Source organism: Arthrobacter bambusae (assembly GCF_030812595.1).
In the GTDB taxonomy this organism is placed as follows: Bacteria; Actinomycetota; Actinomycetes; order Actinomycetales; family Micrococcaceae; genus Arthrobacter; species Arthrobacter bambusae_B.
Map to the genome: position 1 here is coordinate 160773 of NZ_JAUSSZ010000009.1, position 21345 is coordinate 182117.

The 21345-nt window shown below is 64.2% G+C and carries 21 protein-coding genes; 12 read left to right on the plus strand and 9 right to left on the minus strand.

The genetic code is table 11. The features are described from left to right. Positions 1 to 26: 26 nt before the first annotated feature. The 5 genes from J2S96_RS13730 to J2S96_RS13750 all read left to right on the plus strand — a co-directional run bounded on the left by J2S96_RS13730 (position 27) and on the right by J2S96_RS13750 (position 4733). On the plus strand, positions 27 to 1307 hold the full coding sequence (locus J2S96_RS13730) for an ABC transporter substrate-binding protein (RefSeq protein ID WP_306864391.1): 1281 nt from the start codon (positions 27 to 29) through the stop codon (positions 1305 to 1307). A gap of 87 nt (positions 1308 to 1394) precedes the next feature. Continuing rightward, on the plus strand, positions 1395 to 2414 hold the full coding sequence (locus J2S96_RS13735; protein ID WP_306864393.1) for a carbohydrate ABC transporter permease: 1020 nt from the start codon (positions 1395 to 1397) through the stop codon (positions 2412 to 2414). A gap of 5 nt (positions 2415 to 2419) precedes the next feature. Beyond that, entirely contained in the window at positions 2420 to 3286 is an 867-nt protein-coding gene (locus J2S96_RS13740) for a carbohydrate ABC transporter permease (RefSeq protein ID WP_306864397.1), read from the plus strand. A 62-nt stretch (positions 3287 to 3348) separates the two neighbouring features. Further along, on the plus strand, positions 3349 to 3555 hold the full coding sequence (locus tag J2S96_RS13745; protein ID WP_370873110.1) for a hypothetical protein: 207 nt from the start codon (positions 3349 to 3351) through the stop codon (positions 3553 to 3555). Between the two features lie 119 nt (positions 3556 to 3674). Further along, on the plus strand, positions 3675 to 4733 hold the full coding sequence (locus J2S96_RS13750; protein ID WP_306864402.1) for a LacI family DNA-binding transcriptional regulator: 1059 nt from the start codon (positions 3675 to 3677) through the stop codon (positions 4731 to 4733). A gap of 153 nt (positions 4734 to 4886) precedes the next feature. Here the strand turns inward: J2S96_RS13750 and J2S96_RS13755 are convergent, their stop codons facing one another. From J2S96_RS13755 to J2S96_RS13780, 6 genes are all read right to left on the minus strand, one after another. Continuing rightward, positions 4887 to 5756, minus strand: coding sequence for a hypothetical protein (locus tag J2S96_RS13755; RefSeq protein ID WP_306864404.1), 870 nt, complete (start codon positions 5754 to 5756; stop codon positions 4887 to 4889). A gap of 30 nt (positions 5757 to 5786) precedes the next feature. Then, entirely contained in the window at positions 5787 to 6593 is an 807-nt protein-coding gene (locus J2S96_RS13760) for an exodeoxyribonuclease III (protein ID WP_306864407.1), read from the minus strand. Positions 6594 to 6657: 64 nt separating this feature from the next. Beyond that, the gene (locus J2S96_RS13765) at positions 6658 to 7224 is read right to left on the minus strand and encodes an HdeD family acid-resistance protein (protein WP_306864410.1); all 567 of its coding nucleotides are present in this window, start codon (positions 7222 to 7224) and stop codon (positions 6658 to 6660) included. A gap of 48 nt (positions 7225 to 7272) precedes the next feature. Then, complete coding sequence (locus J2S96_RS13770; RefSeq protein ID WP_306864413.1) at positions 7273 to 8493, minus strand: acetyl-CoA acetyltransferase; 1221 nt, start codon at positions 8491 to 8493, stop codon at positions 7273 to 7275. Continuing rightward, the gene (locus J2S96_RS13775; RefSeq protein WP_306864415.1) at positions 8490 to 9173 is read right to left on the minus strand and encodes a CoA transferase subunit B; all 684 of its coding nucleotides are present in this window, start codon (positions 9171 to 9173) and stop codon (positions 8490 to 8492) included. Before J2S96_RS13775 ends, J2S96_RS13770 begins: the two co-directional genes overlap by 4 nt. 27 nt (positions 9174 to 9200) lie before the next feature. Continuing rightward, entirely contained in the window at positions 9201 to 9917 is a 717-nt protein-coding gene (locus J2S96_RS13780; RefSeq protein WP_306864417.1) for a CoA transferase subunit A, read from the minus strand. 249 nt (positions 9918 to 10166) lie between these two features. On the opposite strand from J2S96_RS13780, the gene J2S96_RS13785 reads away from it, so the two are divergent. The 7 genes from J2S96_RS13785 to J2S96_RS13815 all read left to right on the plus strand — a co-directional run bounded on the left by J2S96_RS13785 (position 10167) and on the right by J2S96_RS13815 (position 17756). Beyond that, complete coding sequence (locus J2S96_RS13785) at positions 10167 to 10940, plus strand: IclR family transcriptional regulator (protein ID WP_306864555.1); 774 nt, start codon at positions 10167 to 10169, stop codon at positions 10938 to 10940. Between the two features lie 137 nt (positions 10941 to 11077). Then, the gene (locus J2S96_RS13790) at positions 11078 to 11767 is read left to right on the plus strand and encodes a fasciclin domain-containing protein (RefSeq protein WP_306864420.1); all 690 of its coding nucleotides are present in this window, start codon (positions 11078 to 11080) and stop codon (positions 11765 to 11767) included. Positions 11768 to 11850: 83 nt separating this feature from the next. Continuing rightward, a complete protein-coding gene (locus tag J2S96_RS13795; RefSeq protein WP_306864423.1) occupies positions 11851 to 13236 on the plus strand; it encodes a cryptochrome/photolyase family protein in 1386 nt (461 codons plus the stop codon). Positions 13237 to 13477: 241 nt separating this feature from the next. After that, positions 13478 to 14977, plus strand: coding sequence for a CoA-acylating methylmalonate-semialdehyde dehydrogenase (locus tag J2S96_RS13800; RefSeq protein ID WP_306864425.1), 1500 nt, complete (start codon positions 13478 to 13480; stop codon positions 14975 to 14977). Beyond that, positions 14977 to 16023 (plus strand): enoyl-CoA hydratase/isomerase family protein, encoded by a 1047-nt coding sequence (locus J2S96_RS13805; protein ID WP_306864428.1) that lies wholly within the window; start codon positions 14977 to 14979, stop codon positions 16021 to 16023. The genes J2S96_RS13800 and J2S96_RS13805 overlap by 1 nt, the downstream gene beginning before the upstream one ends. After that, positions 16016 to 16936 carry a 3-hydroxyisobutyrate dehydrogenase gene (gene mmsB / locus J2S96_RS13810; RefSeq protein ID WP_306864433.1) on the plus strand — a complete coding sequence of 307 codons (921 nt, stop codon included), beginning with the start codon at positions 16016 to 16018 and terminating at the stop codon, positions 16934 to 16936. Before J2S96_RS13805 ends, mmsB begins: the two co-directional genes overlap by 8 nt. A gap of 40 nt (positions 16937 to 16976) precedes the next feature. Further along, complete coding sequence (locus J2S96_RS13815; protein ID WP_306864435.1) at positions 16977 to 17756, plus strand: enoyl-CoA hydratase; 780 nt, start codon at positions 16977 to 16979, stop codon at positions 17754 to 17756. 71 nt (positions 17757 to 17827) lie between these two features. Here the strand turns inward: J2S96_RS13815 and J2S96_RS13820 are convergent, their stop codons facing one another. The 3 genes from J2S96_RS13820 to nadE form a co-directional block, all read right to left on the minus strand. After that, on the minus strand, positions 17828 to 18334 hold the full coding sequence (locus J2S96_RS13820) for a MarR family winged helix-turn-helix transcriptional regulator (protein ID WP_306864438.1): 507 nt from the start codon (positions 18332 to 18334) through the stop codon (positions 17828 to 17830). A gap of 26 nt (positions 18335 to 18360) precedes the next feature. Next, a complete protein-coding gene (locus J2S96_RS13825; protein WP_306864441.1) occupies positions 18361 to 20136 on the minus strand; it encodes an AMP-binding protein in 1776 nt (591 codons plus the stop codon). A gap of 253 nt (positions 20137 to 20389) precedes the next feature. After that, on the minus strand, positions 20390 to 21211 hold the full coding sequence (nadE, locus tag J2S96_RS13830) for an ammonia-dependent NAD(+) synthetase (protein WP_306864444.1): 822 nt from the start codon (positions 21209 to 21211) through the stop codon (positions 20390 to 20392). Between the last annotated feature and the right edge of the window lie 134 nt (positions 21212 to 21345).

The following is a 21345-nucleotide window of genomic DNA, read 5'->3' on the forward strand; positions in this document are numbered from 1 at the left end:
GGTCCACTCACTGAGGAGTTCCCAGCATGAACACACGCAAGTACCTTTTGCCGGCTGCTGTTGCCGGCGTGCTAGCCATGTCCCTGTCCGCCTGTGGTGGCGGCGGGGGCGGCAGCACTGCCTCAAGCGGCGGAGATGCCGCAGCAAACCTCGACGCACGGGGTCCGATCACCTACGTGCAAGGCAAGGACAACAGCAACGTTGTCCGCCCGCTTGTCGATAAGTGGAATGCGGCGCACCCGGACCAGAAGGTCACCTTCAAGGAGCAGTCCGACCAGGCGGACCAGCAACACGACGACCTCGTCCAGAACTTCCAGGCCAAAAACGCCAACTACGACGTGGTTGACGTGGACGTCATCTGGACGGCTGAGTTTGCCGCTAAGGGTTGGCTGCAGCCGCTCCAGGACAAGATGAGCATCGACACGTCCAAGATGTTGCCTGCCACGGTCAAGACAGCCACCTACAACAACACCCTCTTCGCGGCGCCCCAGACCTCCGACGGCGGCATCCTCTTCTACCGCAAGGACTTGGTGCCCACGCCGCCCAAGACCTGGGACGAGATGATGAGCATGTGTTCCATCGCGAAGTCCCACAACATTGACTGCTACGCGGGACAGTTCGCCAAGTACGAAGGCCTCACGGTCAACGCGGCTGAAGCCATCAACACGGCCGGCGGCACGATCGTTGGAGACGACGGCAAATCGACGGTGACTTCTGCGGCGGCCAAGGCTGGCCTCAACAACCTGGTCACCGCCTACAAGAACGGAAACATCCCCACGCAAGCCGTCACTTACCAGGAAGAACAAGGCCGGCAATCCTTCGAGGACGGCAAACTGCTCTTCCTGCGCAACTGGCCGTATGTCTACAACCTCGCCAAGACGGACGGCTCCTCCAAGGTGAAGGACACCTTCGGCATGGCCCCGCTTCCGGGCAAGAGCGGCCCTGGTGCTTCCTCCCTCGGTGGGCACAACCTCGCTATCAGCGTCTACTCCCAGCACAAGGCAACCGCAAAGGACTTCCTGGCCTTCATGACCAGTGAAGAAACTGAGAAGTTCTACGCAACCCAGGGTTCACTCGCCCCGGTGCTCGGTTCGTTGTACGACGATGCCACCCTGGTCCAGCAGCTGCCGTACCTGCCGGTGCTGAAGACCTCGATCTCGAATGCCGTGCCGCGCCCGGTCACGCCGTTCTACCCGGCCGTCACCAAGGCCATCCAGGACAACGCCTACGCTGCCATCAAGGGTGACAAGTCCGTAGACCAAGCCATGACGGATATGGATACGGCCATCAACTCGGCCAGTCAGTAGCGACACCCCCAGTGTCCTTCGGGCGGCTGTCGCGTAGCGCGAACGGCCGCCCGAGGGACACGCCACCACATTCCGGAAGGAGGGGACATGTCCACACTTGCGCAGCCTAAGCGGGCGCCAGAGACACCAGGCCCCAAAACCAAAAAAGTTCAAAAAGAAGTAGGACAGGACCGGGCGGCGACATCCCAAGGCCGGTGGGCGTTCTGGTTGATTTCCCCTGCCTTGGTATTGCTCGCGGTAGTCATCGTCTACCCCGTGGTCAACGCGATCATCATGGCCTTCCAGAAGGACCAGGGCCTTGATCCGGCGACCAAGCTTTTCGTCCAAGGCGGACCCGCCGGCTTTGACAACTTTGTCCACTGGCTGGCCCAGCAATGCGGCTCGGCTGCCTGTGCGCCTGGCACCCTTGGCTCCCAGTTCTGGGGCGCCGTGGGAACGACGTTCTTCTTCACCGCGGTAACCGTGGTGCTCGAGACGGTCCTGGGCTTCTGGATGGCCGTTATCATGGCACGGAGTTTCCGCGGCCGCAGTGCCCTCCGTGCTGCTGTCCTGGTGCCGTGGGCCATTCCTACGGCCGTGACCGCAAAGCTGTGGTTCTTCATCTTCGCCTTCGACGGCATCGCCAACAAGCTCTTTGGGACGGCGATCCTGTGGACCGGAAGTGAATGGCCGGCACGCTGGGCGATCATCATCTCCGATGTCTGGAAGACCACGCCGTTTATGGCCTTGCTCATTTTGGCTGGACTCCAGATCATCCCGGCAGAGGTGTACGAGGCCGCGAAGGTCGACGGCGCCTCGGCCTGGCAACGTTTCACCCAGATCACCTTGCCGCTGGTGAAGCCGGCGCTCATGGTTGCTGTCCTGTTCCGTGTCCTTGACGCGCTGCGCATGTATGACCTCCCGGCCATCATGACCCAGGGCTCGAACAACACAACAACGTTGTCGATCCTGGTGGTTGAACAGATCCGCCAGGGATTCAATTCAGCGGCAGCACTGTCCACCATCACCTTCCTGATCATCTTCCTCGTTGCGTTCATCTTCGTTCGTTTCCTGGGAGCCAACGCAGTCGCCTCAGCCACGCCTAAGACCAAGGGGCAGGAAAAATGACCGCCGTGAGCATTGACTCCGCGCCCAAGACAGCTGCCCGACGGCGGGAACGCTGGGCGAGCGGGCGCACGTACCTCAGCGCAGCGCTCATTTTCATCTGGTGCTTGCTTCCGTTCTACTGGATGATCGTGACCGCGTTCCGCGACGTCGGATACACCTTCGATTCGACGCCTTTCTTCACCCACGTCACCTGGGACAACTTCACCACGGTGTTCTCTGAAAACCTGGGCAACCACTTCGGCCGGAACCTCCTGAACTCGCTCCTCGTGGCAGGGGTAACCACCGTAGTGGCCCTCCTTTTCGGAGTGTTTGCGGCCTATGCCCTGTCCAGGCTTGAGTTCCGTTTCAAATTCCTTGTCCTCGGCTTTGTCCTCGGGGCATCGATGTTCCCGGGCGTGGCCTTGGTGACGCCGCTGTTCCAGCTGTTCACCAATATCGGCTGGTATGGCACATATCAGGCACTGATCATTCCGAACATTTCCTTTGTGCTTCCCCTGACGGTCTACACCTTGACGTCATTCTTCCGGGAGATGCCGTGGGAACTGGAGGAATCGGCTCGAATCGATGGTTGCACGCAGGGCCAGGCATTCCGCAAGGTGATCATGCCGCTTGCTGCGCCCGCCGTGTTCACTACCGCAATCCTGGCGTTCATCGCTTCGTGGAATGAGTTCCTCATCGCGAGCCAGCTGTCCAACGAGCAGACCAAGACCGTCACGGTGGCTATCGCCTACTTCGCCGGTGCCCAGGCCCACCAGGAGCCTTACACCGCCGTCATGGCCGCCGGAACGGTCGTGACGATTCCGCTTGTGATCCTCGTGCTGGTCTTCCAGCGCAAGATCGTGGCGGGCCTGACAGCCGGCGCCGTCAAATGACGCACACCCCGGATTCGGCCGGGCCGTCCCTCGGCGGCCCGGCCAAGGAGCAGAACACGCGAGTGAAATCTGCGGAAGATTTCGACCTCGTCATAGGTTTTCTCGCCTTTTGGGCCTTGGTCCTGCTGGTCATCACAGTGGCCGCGGAGCTCACGGCCCAGCCCGCGCTGGGCTGGGCCTTGGGCCTGCTGGCAGTGGTGCTGGCCCTATGGGGGATGCTTCGGCTTCGCCGGCGGCTCCCCGCTCGGACGTCCAGGCGCATCAGCTGAGCAGCGAGCCGAAATAAGCAGCGCGGAATCGGCGGAGGGCAACCATGCGGAATACGCTGGTTATCCGTCGTCTGGGAAGGAACCCCCGGCTTCCGCCCGGAATCTTTGAGGGGGCTTGAGTGGCAAAAACGAGTGAACGGTCGCAGCGTGGCGGCCACGCAGGTGCCAGCATTGAGGACGTCGCACAGGCCGCGGGCGTTTCCACCGCCACCGTTTCCCGCGCAGTGCGCGGCCTTCCCCGGGTATCTCCTGCTACCCGGGAAAAGATCCTGCGGGTCGCCGGAGAACTCGGTTATGTGGCGTCGTCGTCCGCTTCCGGATTGGCTACGGGCCGTACGAAGACAATCGGGGTGCTGGCCCCTTATGTGGACCGTTGGTTCTTCTTCAAGGCGATCGAGGGCGTGGACCGCGAGCTCCACGCTCGCGGGTACAACCTGTCGCTGTTCAACCTGGGCGGCCAGCGCGGAGCGCGGGAACGGCTCTTCAGCAAGACGATGGTCTACAAGCAGATCGACGCACTCCTTGTCCTCTGCATGTCCCTGACGCCCGAGGAAATCGCCGATCTCCAAAGGATCGAAATTCCCTTGGTGATTGTCGGCGGTCCAGTGGAGGACTGCCCCAGCATCGGCATCGACGATTACGCTGCGTCTGTGGAAGCCACCATGCATCTGTTGAACCTCGGCCACCGGGAGATCGCGCTGCTCCATGGCCAGGACGATTCCGACCTGAACTTCACCGTGCCGCGACTGCGCGTTGACGGTTTCACGGACGCCATGACGAGCGCGGGCTGTTCCATGCCTTCGGAGTGGGACATTTTCGGAAACTTCACCGTGGGCAGCGGCCAGGAAGCCTTTGACGAGCTCTGGAGCAAACCCGGGCGCAAACCGACGGCAATCTTCTGTGCTTCCGATGAAATGGCCATGGGTGCCATGTTGCAGGCGCGGCGCCGTGGCGTCCGCGTGCCGGAAGAACTGTCCATCATCGGCATTGACAACCATGAATTCTCCGAGGCAATGGGCCTGACAACCGTGGCCCAGGACCCTGTTGAACAAGGCCAACTGGGCACGCGCATGCTGTTGGACGAATTGGCCGGGGCCGCAGGTTCCGTGCGGTCGATGAAAGCAGCCCACCGGCTGATCGTCCGCGAAACCACCGGTCCGCCCCGCCCCAAGGACTGAGCCAGCGGGTGGCGAGGGTGGCGAGGGTGGCGGTGGGTGGGGCCACGCCGTGGGGGTTCCCTGGCCGAGCTTGCGAGGCGAGGGTGGCGGTGGGTGGGGCCACGCCGTGGGGGTTCCCTGGCCGAGCTTGCGAGGCGAGGGTGGCGGTGGGGACTAGGAGGCCCGGGCCAGCTGCCTGATGGGGATCCAGCGGGAAGCCAGCCTGCGGTAAGCGGCGGCCGCCCCAGTCATGTCGCCCTCGGCAAGGCATTCGATGCCCAACCTGACATCCATGGGTGACTCGTCAGGGTACACCTTGTCCGCTACGGCGCCGTAGTCCAGCTCGACCATTGACTGCACGTCGAACAATTCGAGCCATTCGGTGAGCTGGGTGAGGTCGTCCAGCATGTCCAGGTCCGGGGCTGCGAGGGCGAGGTTGGCCACGGCAAAGCGTGCGCGGTCCAAGGCATCCGTCAGTGAGGCCCAGACCCTGACGGTCAGGATCCGGCCGCCGGATTCCACGACGTCTTTGCGGTCCGACTCCTGGAACAGCGAGAACCAGCTGAAGGGTATGCCCCATGTCGAGGCCCGTGTATGCACGCGTTTCGCGTCGTGGCTGGCGTTGATGCGGTCGATGCGCGCCTGGTGCCTGTCGCGCTGGTGCACGGGGATGAGCAAGTCCGCGAGCGGTCCGTGGATGCCTTCCATGAGGGCATTGGCTGCCAATCCCGCCCGGATGACCAGCTGGCTGGGGCAGTAAAGCAGCCGCCCGGCGTCGGGGTCGTTCCTATCTCCGGAAGGAACACGCGTGATGCGGACCAGGTCGGTGCTGCCCGTGGGGAATGGGTCCCCGCCCTCTCGGGTGACCCGCCCGAGGGACGCGAGCAGCTCTGCATTTTCGACGGCGGCCCGCGAACCGCTGCGGGTACCGCTCGCCACGAGCTGTATCCGCTGGTCCTCCGGGAAGGCTTCGAGCGGTTCGTAGACGCGTAACGCCGAAGAGAAGGGGAGTCCAGCCTGACTCCCGTATAGCTTTCCGCTCATCGCGGGCCCGCCTCCTCCGTCAATTGTTGTTCAGTCCGTAAGCTCCACGATCACGGGAGCGTGGTCCGAGGCGCCCTTGCCCTTGCGTTCCTCGCGGTCGATCGATGCCCCGGTAACGCGGGCAGCCAGGGCAGGGGAAGCCATGACGAAGTCGATACGCATGCCCTCCTTCTTGGGGAACCGGAGCTGCGTGTAGTCCCAGTAGGTGTAGACGCCGGGGCCCGGGGTGTAGGCGCGGGCGACGTCGGTGAAACCAGCCGCTTCGAACGCGCGGAAGGCTTCGCGCTCAGGTTCGCTGACGTGGGTGAGAGCGTTCGCCCGGAAGAAATCGATGTCCCACACGTCCTCATCCAGCGGGGCGATGTTCCAGTCGCCCATGAGGGCCACCTGGATTTCGGGGTTCTCGGCGATCCAAGCGGCGGCATGGCCCTTCAAGGTGTCCAACCACTTGAGCTTGTACGGCATGTGTTCGTCATCCAGGGAACGACCATTCGGAACGTACAGGCTCCACACCCGTATCCCGCCGCATGTTGCGGCAATCGCCCGGGCTTCCTGGGCCGGATCCTTGCCGGCTTTCCCGAAGGCGGGCTGGTCAACAAAGGTGCGCTGCACGTCGTCGAGTCCTACGCGCGAGGCGATCGCCACGCCGTTCCATTGGCTCAGGCCGAAGTGGGCGACTTCGTAGCCCATGCGCTCGAAGAGCTCCCACGGGAAGTTGTCGTCCTTGCACTTGGTCTCCTGTATGGCGAGGACATCGCAGTCACTGCGCTGCAGCCAGGCCTCGACGCGGTCGGCACGCGCGCGGAGCGAATTCACATTCCAGGTAGCTATCTTCACAGCCACTAACTTACCGAACTTGGGCCTTGGCGCATCCCCTTGGGGTGGATTGCTCGCGCGGGGGCTAGTGGGCGAGCATCACCGAAGAGGAGGCGCGCCTGCGGAGCTTGATGCCGGAAATGATCAAGAGGATGCCGGCAACCGCTGAATACGCCGCGAGGAGGGCCACGACCCCCAAAAAGCCCAGCCCCGGATTGAGCAGTACCCAAACCCCGAATGCGGTGGTGACTATGCCCGTCGCCATCCAGGACCACCAACGCGGGACGTTCGCGCGGGTGTCCATGGCAAGGATGATTTGCGAAACCCCGAGGATCAGGGCCCATGCTCCTATGAGGACGCCCAGTGCCGCGGCGGTGATGCCGGGCCACGAAACGGCTACGAGGCCGGTCACCAGGGAGATGAAGCCACCGATCAGGCTCCAGCGGGAGTGGCGAGCGGGGTCGTAGAAGTAATGGGCCATGTTGGTTAGTCCATCGGTGATGGCGAAGACGCCGAACACGTAGACGAGGGCAAACACCGTGGCGACCGGCAGGGAGGCAACAAGGAAGGCCAAGAGAAGAGCCAGGGCTCCCCGGAAGATCAGAGCCGTTCCTGAATGCTGAAACAACTTGCGTCCTGCGGTGTCGGACATAGGGTCAGTTTAGACCCGGCGCGGTAGCTGGTGAAGGGCCGGGGCTCCTTAGATCGACTCCAAAATGGAGACGTAGTTCGCGATGCCTACACCCCCCATGTTCTGGACCGCTCCGCGGCGTGCGCCGGGCAGTTGCATGGCTCCCGCGGTGCCCGTCAGCTGCATGGACGCGATGACATGTTGCGACACGCCGGTGGCGCCTACCGGGTGGCCCTTGGCCTTGAGGCCGCCGGACACGTTGATGGGCAGCTTGCCGTCCTTGTAGACCCAGCCTTCCCGCACGGCCCGGGATCCTTCACCGCGCGGCGTCAGCCCCATGGCCTCGTACATGATCAGTTCGGCGATGGTGAAGCAATCGTGCACTTCAGCAAAGTCGAGTCCGTCGATGCCGACGCCGGCCATCCCCAGCGCGCGCTCCCAGGAGACCCGCGTAGCGGCGAACTCCGTGGGATCCCGGCGCTCTGCCGGGAAGAAGTCGTTCGCGTGGCCGAAGCCCGCCAACCGTACGGGGTCGGTAGCAGCGCCCGACGCCGGGCCGAGGGAGAGCACGACGGCGGCGGCGCCGTCGGACACGGGGGAGCAGTCGGTGCGGCGCAGCGGTTCGGCAACCATGGGGTTCTTCTCGGAAACGGTCCGGCAGAACTCCTCTCCGAAGTCCCTGTGCATCTGCGCGTAGGGGTTGTCCATGCCGTTGTGGTGGTTCTTGGCGGCGATGGAACCCAGGATGTCGCCCAGGCCGCCCCCGGCAAAACCGGCACCCGTCAGGCCCGCGCCGTAGCGCTTTTCGTAGTGCTTTGCCACTTCGGCGAACAACCCCGTGAAACCGGTGGTGGAGGCCTTTCCCGCCATTTCATAGGAGGCCCCAAGGAGCGCCGCTCCAACTACGTCGGCTCCCGCGTCGGTCATCTTTTCTGCCCCGATCACCAGGACGTTGCGGGCGGTGCCTGCCAAGACGGCCTTCACGCCCTGCTGGAACGCTGCCGAGCCCGAGGCGCAGGCGTTTTCGGTTCTCGTCGCGGGCACATTGGCAAGTTCCTCGGACAGCTGCAATGCCAGGGAAGAGGTGAATCCCAGCGGCTGCATGCCTGAATTGAACTGGCCGAGGTAAATCTCGTCGATGTCCCGTGGCTCAAGGCCGGAGTTCCGGATGGCCTCCGCGGACACCTGGACAACCAGGGACTCCAGCGTCTCCTCCGTGAGTTTGCCGAACTTGCTGTGTCCCCACCCGGTGAGGAGGACATCTTTGCCGAACTGGTCTTTCAGGCTCATGCGGGTGTTCCTTCCAAAGCAGGGGCGGATTCAAACGCGACGTCGAATGCGGCCTCGGTCTTTCCGCGAAGCTCCTCTACGGTGACTCCGGGAGCGAGGCGGGTCAGCGTGAGCTGGCGCGCGCCGTCGTCGTTCATTTCCAGATCGAACACCGCGAGGTCGCTGATGATGCGGTCCACCACCCCTACGCCTGTCAGGGGCAGGGTGCATTCCTTGACGATCTTCGCGCTGCCGTCCTTGGCATTGTGTTCCGTGAGGACCACGACACGCGGGGTGCCGGCAACCAGGTCCATGGCGCCTCCCATGCCCTTGACCATCTTTCCCGGGATGGTCCAGTTGGCGAGGTCGCCGTTGCCGGAAACTTGCATGGCCCCGAGGATTGCAACCTTGACGTGGCCGCCGCGGATCATCCCGAAGGACGTCGCCGAGTCGAAGATGCTGCCACCGGGCAGGACGGTGACGGTCTGCTTGCCGGCATTGATGAGGTCCGCGTCTTCCTCGCCTTCATAGGGAAAGGGCCCCATGCCCAAGAGGCCGTTTTCACTTTGCAGGACAACCCGCACGCCGTCGGGCAGGTTGTTGGCCACGAGGGTGGGAATGCCGATGCCGAGATTGACGTAATCGCCGTCGCTGAGTTCCTCGGCCGCGATGGCGGCCATTTCGTCGCGGGTCCATGCCATGGTGGTGCTCCTTCGCTGGTGGGGTGCTTAGACGGCCAGGGCTTCAGTGCGGGGCCGGACTGTCCGCTGCTCAATGTCCTTGGGCCGGCCGCTCGCCTGGACCAGTCGCTGGACGTAGACGCCGGGCGTCACGATGTGGTTGGGATCCAACGCGCCTGGCTGAACGATCACTTCGGCCTCGGCGATGGTCACGGTTCCGGCCGTCGCGACGACCGGGTTGAAGTTCCGGGCCGTATAGCGGTAGATGAGGTTGCCGTCGGTGTCCGCGGTGTGGGCGTGGACCAGTGCGATGTCGGCGACGATCGCGCGCTCGCGGACGTACGTGACGCCGTCGAACTCTTCAAGGGGCTTGCCCTCGGCAACCAAGGTTCCGACGCCGGTCCGCGTGTAGAAGGCGGGGATGCCTGCGCCGCCCGCGCGGAGACGCTCGGCGAGGGTGCCCTGGGGAGCGAACTCGACCTCAAGCTGGCCGGACAGGTACTGCTCCGCGAAGAGCTTGTTCTCGCCCACATATGAGGCAACGACCTTGCGGACCTGTCCGGCTTCGATGAGGACGCCAAGCCCTTTCCCGTCAATACCCATGTTGTTGGAGACCACTGTCAGGTCCTTGACTCCCGACTCGCGGACGGCGTCGATCAGGTCCGCGGGGATGCCGCTGAGCCCGAAGCCGCCGACGGCGATCGTCTGGCCGTCGCGCAGGACGTCCTGCAGTGCAATGGCGGCGCTGGGCTGGATTTTGGCCATGGCGTTGTCCTCGTCTTTGAGTAGGGTTGCCCGGCGCTATCCACTTTGTGGACACGGTCCCAACCGGCGGTCGGGGCAAGTCGTCTGGGCAAGTCGTCTGGGAAAGGAGCTTAGGGTGGCGTTATGCCTAGGGTCAACGGCTTCGCCTGGCCGGGAGGGCTGAACTTGCATAGTGTGGACGCTAGTCTTAGAAGTGTCCACATTGTGGAGGAAAACTTCGGAAAGGGGAACGGGGTGCCTGCTCGACAGTTGCAAAACAAGCCGGTCCAGGGCGCCCAGGTAGTGGGGCGGGTCGCGGCCCTCCTGCGCCTCGTGGGGCGCAAGCCGGAGGGCATGTCCATCGCCGGCCTGGTCCGCGAGTCGGGGCTGACGCGCCCGACCGTGCACCGCTTGCTCGCGTCACTCGCCGCCGAAGGCCTCCTGGACCACGATCAACGGACCGGCAACTGGATCCTGGGACCGGAGATCTTCCTGCTGGGGTCGGTGGCGGCTGCGCGGTTCCCGTTCGAGGACTTGGCCCGGCCCAGCCTGCGCCGCCTCGCCGAGGAGAGCGGGGAAAGTGCCTTCTACTCAATCCGTCGCGGCCACGAAACCGTGTGCGTCCTCCGCGAGGAGGGCAGCTTCCCCGTGCGCTCCTTCGTATTGCACGAGGGCGTCAGGTTTCCGCTCGGCGTGGCGTCGGCCGGTACGGCAATCATGGCGTTCATGCCGGACAAGGAGCAGGAAATGATCCTGTCCGGCTGGGAACAACATGCGGGGGACTTCGCTGCGGGCCACACCGAGTGCGTGGTGCGCAGGAACCTCGAGCAGACCCGCATGGCCGGGTACTCGGTGAATCCCGGTTTAGTCCTCGAGGGGAGCTGGGGAATGGCGGCCGCCGTCTTCGATCAACTGGGCCGCCCAATCGGCGCTTTGTCCCTCACGGGCATCGAGCCGCGGTTCCGTCCTGAACGGCAGGCCTTCCTCGGCAAGTTGCTCCTGGAAGAAGCCCACCGCATGAGCTCCGCGGGGCTCCCTCAATAATTTTTTCAAACCCTACCCATCCACCCGAGCCGCACCTCCGAATAGCTGGCATAAGTACTTAGCCCGCCAGGGTGAAGTCCTTTCACACACCGGAATCAACCGGCCCCGAATGTCAGTCCGTTTGAAGGAGAAATGTCATGCTTGCTACAAAGCGCACGTCTTTTGCGATCGCCGGTCTCGCCGCTTCCGCCCTGCTGGGCCTCACTGCTTGTGGCGGCTCCGGTTCCACGGCAGCACCGTCGTCCGCCGCTCCTAGCTCGTCCAGCGCATCCAGCTCGTCTTCGACCATGGAAGCGAGCCCCTCCGCCTCGGCAAGTGCCGCGATGGATCCGACCAAAGACCTGGTTGGCCCGGGCTGCGCAAGCTACGCTTCCCAGGTTCCGAGCGGTGCAGGTTCCGTTGCGGGCATGGCTGTAGACCCCGTAGCCGTGGCTGCTTCCAACAACCCGCTGCTCAAGACCCTCACGGCCGCTGTGTCCGGCAAGCTGAACCCGAAAGTGAACTTGGTGGACACGCTTAACGGCAGCCAGTTCACGGTCTTCGCTCCTGTGGACAGCGCCTTCGCCAAGATCCCCGCCGCGACCATCGACAGCCTCAAGACCGACGATGCCCTCCTGAGCAAGATCCTCACGTACCACGTGGTCCCCGGCCAGCTGACCCCGGACCAGATCGTGGGAACCCACAAGACGGTTGAGGGCGACTCAGTGACCGTCACGGGGACCAAGGACGCACTCAAGGTTGATGGAAGCTCCGCCGTGATCTGCGGTGGCGTCCACACCGCCAACGCCACGGTGTACCTGGTCGACTCCGTCCTGATGCCGAAATAAATCCCAGTAGCTTCCGTATTGTCCATGCCCCCTAAGATTCGTCCTAGGGGGCATGGCCTTTGCATAAAATCCGAGGAGGATGAGTGAAGCCGTCAATCGTGTGGTTCCGGGACGACCTCCGGACCGCGGACAACCCGGCGCTGCGGGCGGCAGCCGACGACGGTGCCGCCGTCGCGCTTTATGTCTTCGACGAGGAATCGCCGGGCATCAGGCCGCCCGGCGGCGCGTCCCGCTGGTGGCTGCATCATTCCCTCCTCGCCCTCCGCGATGACCTCGCATGCTTGGGCGTGCCGCTCCTGCTGCGACGCGGACCGGCGGCAGAGGTCATCCGGGAAACCGCGACGGCGATGGGTTCCGGATCGCTGTACTGGAACCGCCGTTATGGCGGGGCAGAGCGAACGCTCGACGCCGGGATCAAGGCCTGGGCCCGCGAATCCGGGATGCATGCAGAGAGTTTCCAGGCCTCTTTGCTGCATGAACCGTTGGATGTCACCACCAAGCAGGGGGGACCCTTCAAGGTCTTCACGCCATTTTGGCGGACCGTGTCCGGGATGGATTTCCGCGAACCCCTGGAAGCTCCGGAACCGGGCCGGGGGTTCTCCGGCCAGCTTCCTGAGTCCGAGGACCTGGACACGTGGGGATTGCTGCCGAGGAACCCCGATTGGTCGGGCGGATTGTCCGAAAGCTGGCAGCCGGGTCCGGTCCAGGCGCACGAGTTCCTTGATGACTTCGTGGAGCACGGGATTGCCGACTATTCGGTGAACCGGGACCGTCCGGACCTGCCGGGCAGCAGCCGGTTGTCGCCTTTCCTGCGCTGGGGACAGCTCAGTCCCTTCGAGGTGTGGCACGCCCTGCAAGGCCGGCGCCGGGAACTGGGCGACGGTGCGGCAGTCTTCGCCTCGGAACTCGGGTGGCGCGAATTTTGCTGGCATCAATACTTCCATCACCCGGACCTGGCCACAGCCAATTTGCGGCCTGGGTTCGACCACTATCCGTGGGCTTGGCCGAGGGCCGAGGCGGGCAGCCCGGAGACCCAGGATGCCGCCGACCTCCTTCGCGCATGGCAGGAGGGTCGCACCGGATTCCCCTTGGTGGACGCCGGCCAGCGGCAATTGTGGCACTTGGGCTGGATGCATAACCGGGTCCGCATGGTTTCCGCCAGCCTTCTCGTCAAGAACCTTGGCATCCACTGGCAGGTGGGCGAGCAATGGTTTTGGGACACCCTGGTGGATGCCGATCCTGCGTCCAATCCCGCGAACTGGCAGTGGGTAGCCGGTTCCGGCGCGGACGCGTCGCCCTTCTTCAGGATCTTCAACCCGGAGACCCAGGCAGCGAAATTCGATCCGGACGGCAGATACGTCGGCAAGTGGATCCCCGAGCTCTCTACTGCGGATTATCCGGATCCGGTGGTTGACCTTAAAGCCTCGCGCCGGGAGGCGTTGGATGCTTTCGGCTCGCTGCCTCGTTGAGCCGGGCCACAACTATCTACCACTTTTGAACGGGGCACGGACCGACGCCGCCCGGCCCGCTGGGGTTTCCGCCGTCGGGCCTTCCCCGAAAGTGGTCAGGTGTTGCGGGCGGGAGCGCGAGCGCTCTAGAAATTAGTAGGAAGTCCGAGTATATTCGGGATCAAAGACGTCCCGGAGCGCAGTTGGACATGTGCTTTCGAGGCCGATGGCGGGCATTTCCCCACATGCAAAGGAGCATTCCATGGTGCGCGAACTTTCCCACTACATTGATGGCCAGAGGATCGACGGGACCTCCGGGCGCTTCAGTGATGTCTATGATCCCTGCACCGGCGAAGTTCAGGCGAAGCTTCCCTTGGCCAGCGCCGACGAGGTCAGGAACGCGATCGCGAACGCGGAGAAGGGCCAGCTCGAATGGGCCGCCATGAACCCGCAGCGACGCGGCAGGATCCTGCTGAAGTTCGTGGATCTTGTCAACGAACACATGGACGAACTCGCTACCCTGCTCTCCTCGGAGCACGGCAAGACCTTCCCCGATGCCAAGGGCGATATCCAGCGCGGCATCGAGGTGGTGGAGTTCTCGGCAGGCGCGCCGCACCTGCTCAAGGGTGAATTCTCCGACAACGCCGGAGCCGGCATCGACGTCCACTCGTTGCGCCAGCCGCTGGGCGTCGTCGCGGGCATCACGCCTTTCAACTTCCCGGCCATGATTCCGCTCTGGAAGTCCGGCCCCGCGCTGGCGGCCGGCAATGCCTTCATCCTCAAGCCCTCGGAGCGCGACCCCTCGGTGCCGCTGCGCCTGGCCGAGCTCTTCACCGAGGCCGGATTGCCGAACGGCGTCTTCAACGTCATCAATGGCGACAAGGAAGCCGTGGACACCCTCCTCGAGGATCCCCGCGTGAAGGCCATCGGGTTCGTTGGTTCGACGCCGATTGCCCAGTACATCTATGCCACGGCGGCGGCCCACGGAAAGCGCGCCCAGTGCTTCGGCGGTGCCAAGAACCACATGGTGATCATGCCCGACGCCGATCTCGACATGGCCGCGGACGCCCTCATCGGCGCCGGTTTCGGCTCCGCCGGCGAACGCTGCATGGCCATCTCCGTGGCAGTCCCGGTGGGCGAGGAGACCGCGGACCAGCTCGTTTCCAAGCTGCAGGAGCGCATCAAGGGACTGAAAGTGGGCCCCAGCCTGGCGAAGGATTCGGACTTCGGCCCGGTGGTGGCAGCCTCGGCGAAAGAACGGATCGAGGGCTACATCCAGGCCGGCGTCGACCAAGGCGCAACCCTTGTCACCGATGGCCGCGGCCTCACAGTGGACGGCTACGAAGGTGGCTTCTGGGTTGGTCCGACGCTGTTCGACAACGTCACGAAGGACATGTCCATCTACAAGGACGAGATCTTCGGCCCTGTCCTGAGTGTCCTCCGCGCGGCTGACTATGAGGAAGCGCTGCGGCTCTGTTCGGAGCACGAGTTCGGCAACGGCGTCGCGATCTTCACCCGCGACGGCGACTCCGCCCGTGACTTCGCCAGCCGGGTGGAGGTAGGCATGGTGGGTGTCAACGTCCCGATTCCGGTGCCGATCGCTTACTACACCTTCGGCGGCTGGAAGGCTTCGGGTTTTGGCGACCTCAACCAGCACGGTCCGGACGCCTTCCGCTTCTACACCAAGACCAAGACGGTCACCACCCGTTGGCCTTCCGGCATCCGCCAGGGCGCCAGCTTCGTGATGCCGGCCGGCAGCTAATGGCTGAGGTTCTGTTCGAGAAGCGCGGCCACCTTGGCGTTATTACCCTGAATCGGCCCCAAGCGGTCAACGCCCTGACATCCGGCATGGTGCACGCCATGCTGGAGCAGCTCACTGCTTGGGCCGACGACGACGCCGTCAAGACGGTTTTGGTGCACGGCGCCGGGGATCGTGGATTGTGCGCGGGTGGCGACATCGTGGCGATCTACGACGACATGCTGCGCCACGGGGACCAGACGACAGACTTCTGGGCTGCGGAGTACCGCTTGAACTCGCTCATCGCCCGGTACCCGAAGCCTTACGTGGCCTTCATGGACGGGCTCGTCCTGGGCGGCGGTGTGGGGATCTCCGCCCACGGATCGGTCCGGGTTGTCACCGAGCGGACCCGCACCGGCATGCCGGAAACCACCATAGGTTTTGTGCCCGACGTCGGCGGGACGTTCCTGCTGGCCCGCGCGCCCGGGGAATCGGGCACCCACGCAGCCCTCACGGGCGCCCACTTGAGCGGGGCCGACGCCTTGTTCCTCGGGCTCGCGGACCACTTTGTCCCGTCCGAAAGCCTGCCCGCGCTCGCGGAAGCGCTCGAAAGCTCGACTGCGGAAGCCGCCGTCGAGCGCTTCATGCAGGAACCGCCAGCCTCGTCATTGACCGGTCAGCGCGACTGGATCGACGATGCCTATTCTTCCGATGACGCCGGGGAAATCGTGGCCAGGCTCCGTGCCTCCGGCGGGGAGGCCGCTGCAGCCGCGGACACGATCGAGGCGAAGTCGCCTACAGCCGTGAAGGTCACCCTGGAATCGCTGCGGCGAGTCCGGGGACTCTCCCTCGAGGAGGCCTTGGAACAGGAATACCGCGTTGGCGTGCGGTGCCTGGCAGGGCCGGATTTTCGCGAGGGGATCCGCGCCCAAGTGATTGACAAGGACCGCAACCCACAATGGAAGCCAGCTTCCCTGGCGGAGGTGTCGCCAGCCGCCGTCGAGGGCTTCTTCGCCTCGCTCGGCGACCGTGAACTCAAACTTCATTCAAAGGAGTCCGACCATGTCTGACGCAGTTTCCGGCACCATCGCTTTCCTCGGCCTTGGCCACATGGGCGGCCCCATGGCCGTGAACCTGGTCAAGGCCGGACACCGGGTGGTCGCGTACGATCCCGTGCCGGCGGCACTCGAGACGGCGCGTGAACACGGCATTGCCACGGTGGACTCCGCCTCGGAGGCCGTGGCCGGGGCATCCGTTGTCCTGACCATGCTGCCCAGCGGCAAGCACGTCCTGGACGCTTACCGGGGAGTGTACGGAGCACCGGGCCTGCTCTCGGTAGCTGCGCCGGGCACGCTGTTCCTGGACTGCTCCACCATCAACGTTGACGAGGCCCGCGAAGCAGCTGCGCTTGCCCTGGAGGCCGGCCACCGCTCCGTGGACGCACCGGTTTCCGGAGGCGTAGTAGGCGCTGAAGCCGGGACCCTGACTTTCATGGTGGGCGCGCTGCCCGAGGACTTCGAAACGGTGAAGCCGATCCTGGAACTCATGGGCCGCAGAATCGTGCACTGCGGCGACCACGGAGCCGGCCAGGCCGCGAAGGTCTGCAACAACATGATCCTGGGCGTTTCCATGATTGCCGTCAGCGAGGCTTTCGTCCTGGGCGAGAAGCTGGGCCTGACGCACCAAGCATTGTTCGACGTCGCCTCCAATGCCTCGGGACAATGCTGGGCCCTGACCACCAACTGCCCGGTTCCCGGACCGGTCCCCACGAGCCCGGCCAACCGCGACTACCAACCCGGATTCGCCGGAGCGCTCATGGCCAAGGATCTCCGGCTCGCGGTCAATGCGCTTGAGAGCACCGGAGTGGACGGGCGAATGGGGCACTTGGCCTCGCAGATTTACGACGCTTTCGCGGCCGAAGGTGGAGCCGGGCGGGATTTCTCCGGCATCATTACGGACATCCGGGACAAGTCCGCCAAGTAGCCTTGGCGGGCAAAGGACATCACAACAAAAGGGGCACGGCTTGGCGCAGCAATACGAAAACATCCTGGTGGAACTCCGGGGACGGGTGGGCTTGGTGACCCTGAACCGTCCGAAAGCGCTCAATGCGTTGAACCAGGCCACCATGAATGAGATCGTGGCGGCTGTGTCGGAGATGGATGCGGACCCCGGGGTGGGCGCCGTGGTGATCACCGGCTCGGAGAAGGCCTTCGCTGCCGGCGCCGACATCAAGGAGATGGCATCCAAGGGATACATGGAAATGTATGCCGCCGACTGGTTCCGCGGCTGGGAAGACCTTACGCGCCTCCGCGTTCCCGTCATTGCCGCGGTGTCCGGCTTTGCCCTGGGTGGCGGCTGCGAACTTGCAATGATGTGCGATTTCATCATCGCAGGGGACAATGCCAAGTTCGGCCAACCGGAAATCAACCTCGGCGTCCTTCCAGGGATGGGCGGCTCGCAGCGGCTGACCCGTGCCGTGGGCAAGGCGAAGGCGATGGACATGATCCTCACCGGGCGGTTCATGGACGCCGAGGAAGCCGAGCGTTCGGGTCTCGTGTCCCGCGTGGTCCCGACCGATTCAGTAGTGGAGGAGGCCGTGAAAGCCGCCGAAGTGATCGCATCCAAGTCCAAACCGGTTGCCATGATGGCGAAGGAGGCCGTCAACGCAGCTTTCGAAACCGGCCTGTCCCAGGGTATCCAGTTTGAACGACGGATCTTCCACTCGTTGTTCGCCATCGAGGACCAGAAGGAAGGCATGGCAGCATTCACCGAGAAACGCCAGCCGGAGTTCAAGCACCGATAACCCATCGATTGCTGAGTAAGTGCCGTTTTGAGGGCTCAAAACGGCACTTACTCAGCAACGGATGGCTCTGCTCAGTCCGTGAAGTCTCCCGCCGCCTTGCGGAAGTCTCCCAGCACGCGAATCAGGTGCTCGACGTCTTCGTCCCCGAAACCGGACTGGCCGAAGACTTCGTTGTTGAGGGCCGCCGTCGCGCGCTTCGCGAGGGTGCGGCCCTCCGCGGTGAGCTCGATCAGCGTGGTGCGTCCGTCGGTGGGGTGCGGAGAGCGGACCACGAGCGCTGCCTTTTCGAGGCGGTCGACGGCGTTGGTCACCGATGTCGGATGCACTTGGAGCAGCGCACTGGCCTTGTTCATGGGCAACGCGCCGCTGCGCGCGAAACTCAGCAGGGCCAGGAGTTCGTAACGTGCGAAGGTCAGGCCGTACGGCTTCAACACGCCCTCGATCCGCGCCAGGAGGATCTGCTGGGTGCGCATGATCGCGGTGATGGCCGCCATGGGCGCGGCGACATCGCCCCAGCCGTGGCGTTCCCAGTTTCGCTGGGCGTCGGCGATGGGGTCGCGGGGGAGCGGGCTGCCCACGGTGCCTCCTGACATTGGTTGGTGGCCTATTCTTTCAGACTCGGAAACTCGTCCTCGGTGTACTCGACGCCCAGGCCGGCAGGCAGGGGACCGTCGCCGTGGCGGGCCTCTTCCGTGCCTCGGAGTTCCACACGCCGGATCTTTCCGGAAATCGTCTTGGGCAACTCGCCGAATTCGAGCCGGCGGATGCGCTTGAACGGCGCCAGGTGCTGCCGGCAGTACCTGAGGATGTCCTCCGCCACGGCCGGACCTGGCTCGAACCCGGCGGCAAGCACCACGAACGCTTTGGGCACCGAAAGCTTGACCGGATCCGGGGAAGGGACGACGGCGGCCTCCGCCACCGCGGGGTGTTCGATCAGGACGCTCTCGAGTTCGAAGGGGGACAAGCGATAGTCCGAAGACTTGAAGACATCGTCCCCGCGGCCCACGTAGGTGATAACGCCGTTCCTGTCCCGGCTGGCCATGTCGCCCGTGTGGTAATAGCCGTCGCGGAAAGCCTCTGCGGTCTTTTCCGGATCCCCGAAGTAGGACTTCATGAGCCCGACGGGGCGGGGGTCCAGGCGCAAGCACAGCTCGCCGTCGTCGGCCTCTTCACCTGTGGCGGGGTCAACGAGAACGACGTCGTAGCCCGGCAGGGGCCGTCCCATCGAGCCGGTCTTGACCGGCTGGCCCGGGGTGTTGGCCACCTGGACTGTCGACTCCGTCTGCCCGAAGCCGTCGCGGATGGTCTGGCCCCAAGCCCTCTCCACTTGTCCGATGACCTCGGCGTTGAGGGGTTCGCCAGCCGAAACCACTTTTGTGGGCGGGGTTTTGAGCTGGGTCAGGTCTGCCTGGATGAGCATGCGCCACACGGTGGGCGGGGCGCAGAAACTCGTGACGCCTTCGCGCCCCATCTGTTCCATGAGGGCCTTGGCATCGAAGCGGTCGTAGTTGTAGACGAACACGCAGGCCTCCGCGATCCACGGCGTGAAAACATTGGACCACGCGTGCTTGGCCCAGCCGGGGGAAGCCACGTTGAGGTGGACGTCTCCGGGTTCCAAGCCAATCCAATACATCGTGGAGAGGTGTCCCACGGGGTAGGACGTGTGGGTGTGCTCCACCAATTTGGCCCGTGACGTGGTGCCCGAAGTGAAGTAGAGGAGCATGGTTTCGTCGGCCGCCGTCGGGGCATCCGGGACGAAGCTGGTCTCCGCGGAATCCGCCTCGGCGTACTGGAGGGCATCGGTGTGCCGGCTGCCCGTGTTCTGGCTGGCGGTGTTCTGGCTATCCGTGTTCTGGCTATCCGCCCGGCCGCCGTCGTGCACTTCAATGAGCGTGTAATCGCCCGGCACCTCGGCGAACTTGGCAATGTTGGCGCTCCCGACGGCGGCCCAGCGGGCGCCCCCGCGCTCCACGCGATCCGCGATGTCGCGCGGGCCCATGAGCGTGGTGGTGGGGATCAGGACCACGCCGAGTTTGATCCCGGCGAGCATCAGTTCCCACAGCTCCACTTGGTTGCCGAGCATGATGATCATTCGGTCACCGCGGCGGACGCCTTTGGCGCGAAGCCAGTTGGCGAGCTGCGAGGACCGTGCGGAGAGCTCGGCGAAGCTGCGGCGGGTGGAGCTGCCGTCCTGCTCGACGATCACCAGCGCGGGCTTGTTGGCCGTGCCGGGGTTGGCCGCGATCTGGTCGAACCAGTCGAGGGCGAAGTTGAACTCGGTGAAGCGGGGCCACTGGAAGTCGTTGCGTGCCTGGGAGTAATTGGTGCGTAGCTCGATGAGCCGGTCGCGGGCTGCACGGAAGTCGTCGGTGACTGTCATTGTCTGCCTTTCGCCCTGCCTGGATGGAGTCAGCGCGGACCGGGAACGAACTGCCGCGTGATCCGCCTCACCTGCAATATACTAGGACATCCAAGGGTTTGGAAGAGGCCGGGCTTGACGGCAGCGCCCTGTCACGCAGTGCACACTTTTGCAGGAATGACGACGGCGGTGCCCCGGAACGGCCCGGCAGACCGCCGTCGGGCAGTGCTAAAAGTTGCACAGCGTGACGGCGGCGCCTCGGTTCAGGGGCGTCCTACTTCCACCATGTGTCGAAAATTGTGACCGGAACAGTGCGCTTGTGGCGGGTGCGCAGATACTTGTCCTCGATGGTCGCAGCGGCGCCTTCGGTGACTTCCTTGCCTTCGAGGTAATCGTCGATCTGGTCGTAGGTGATGCCGAGTTCGTCTTCATCCGTGCGCCCCGGGGAGCCGTCCAGGAGGTCCGCGGTGGGGACCTTTTCCCAGATCCGGTTGGGCGCGCCAAGTTCGGCGAGCAGTGCGCGGTTCTGCCGCTTGTTGAGGCCGAAGAGGGGAAGGATGTCCGCGCCGCCGTCGCCGTATTTGGTGAAGAAGCCGGTGACGGACTCGGCGCCGTGGTCGGTGCCGATGACGAGGTAGTTGTATTCACCAGCGAGCGCATACTGGGCCAGCATGCGGGCGCGGGCCTTGGTATTGCCCTTGTGGAAGTCCGAGATGCGCGCGCCGGTTGTCTTTTCGAACTCGTCCTCGAAGCCGTCAACCGCGCGGGAGATGTTGAATGTCCATTCCGTCTTGGCCTGGATAAAGTCCAGTGCCGCTTGGGCATCGTCCTCATCGTGCTGGGTGCCGTAGGGGAGCCGGACCGCAACGAAATTAGCCTCAACGCCCTCGGCTTCGAGTTCCTCGACGGCCAGTTGGGCAAGCCGTCCGGCGAGGGAGGAGTCGAGACCGCCGGAAATGCCTAGGACGAAGCCGTTGGTCTGCGTGGCCTTGAGATATTCCTTCAGGAACGTGACGCGTTTGCGGACCTCCTCGGCAGGGTCGATCCGGGGCTGGACGCCCATTTCCGCGATGATTTCGGCCTGGAGTGTGCGCATGTCACCAACACTAATAACGAGTGCTTGGAACACTCAACTGTGTCGCCCCGAAGTCGGTCATCGGAAGACGCTCGCGCGGTAGGTGACCGGGCGTCGGGTCGAAACGCGCGGTAGGTGACCGGGCGTCGGGGTGA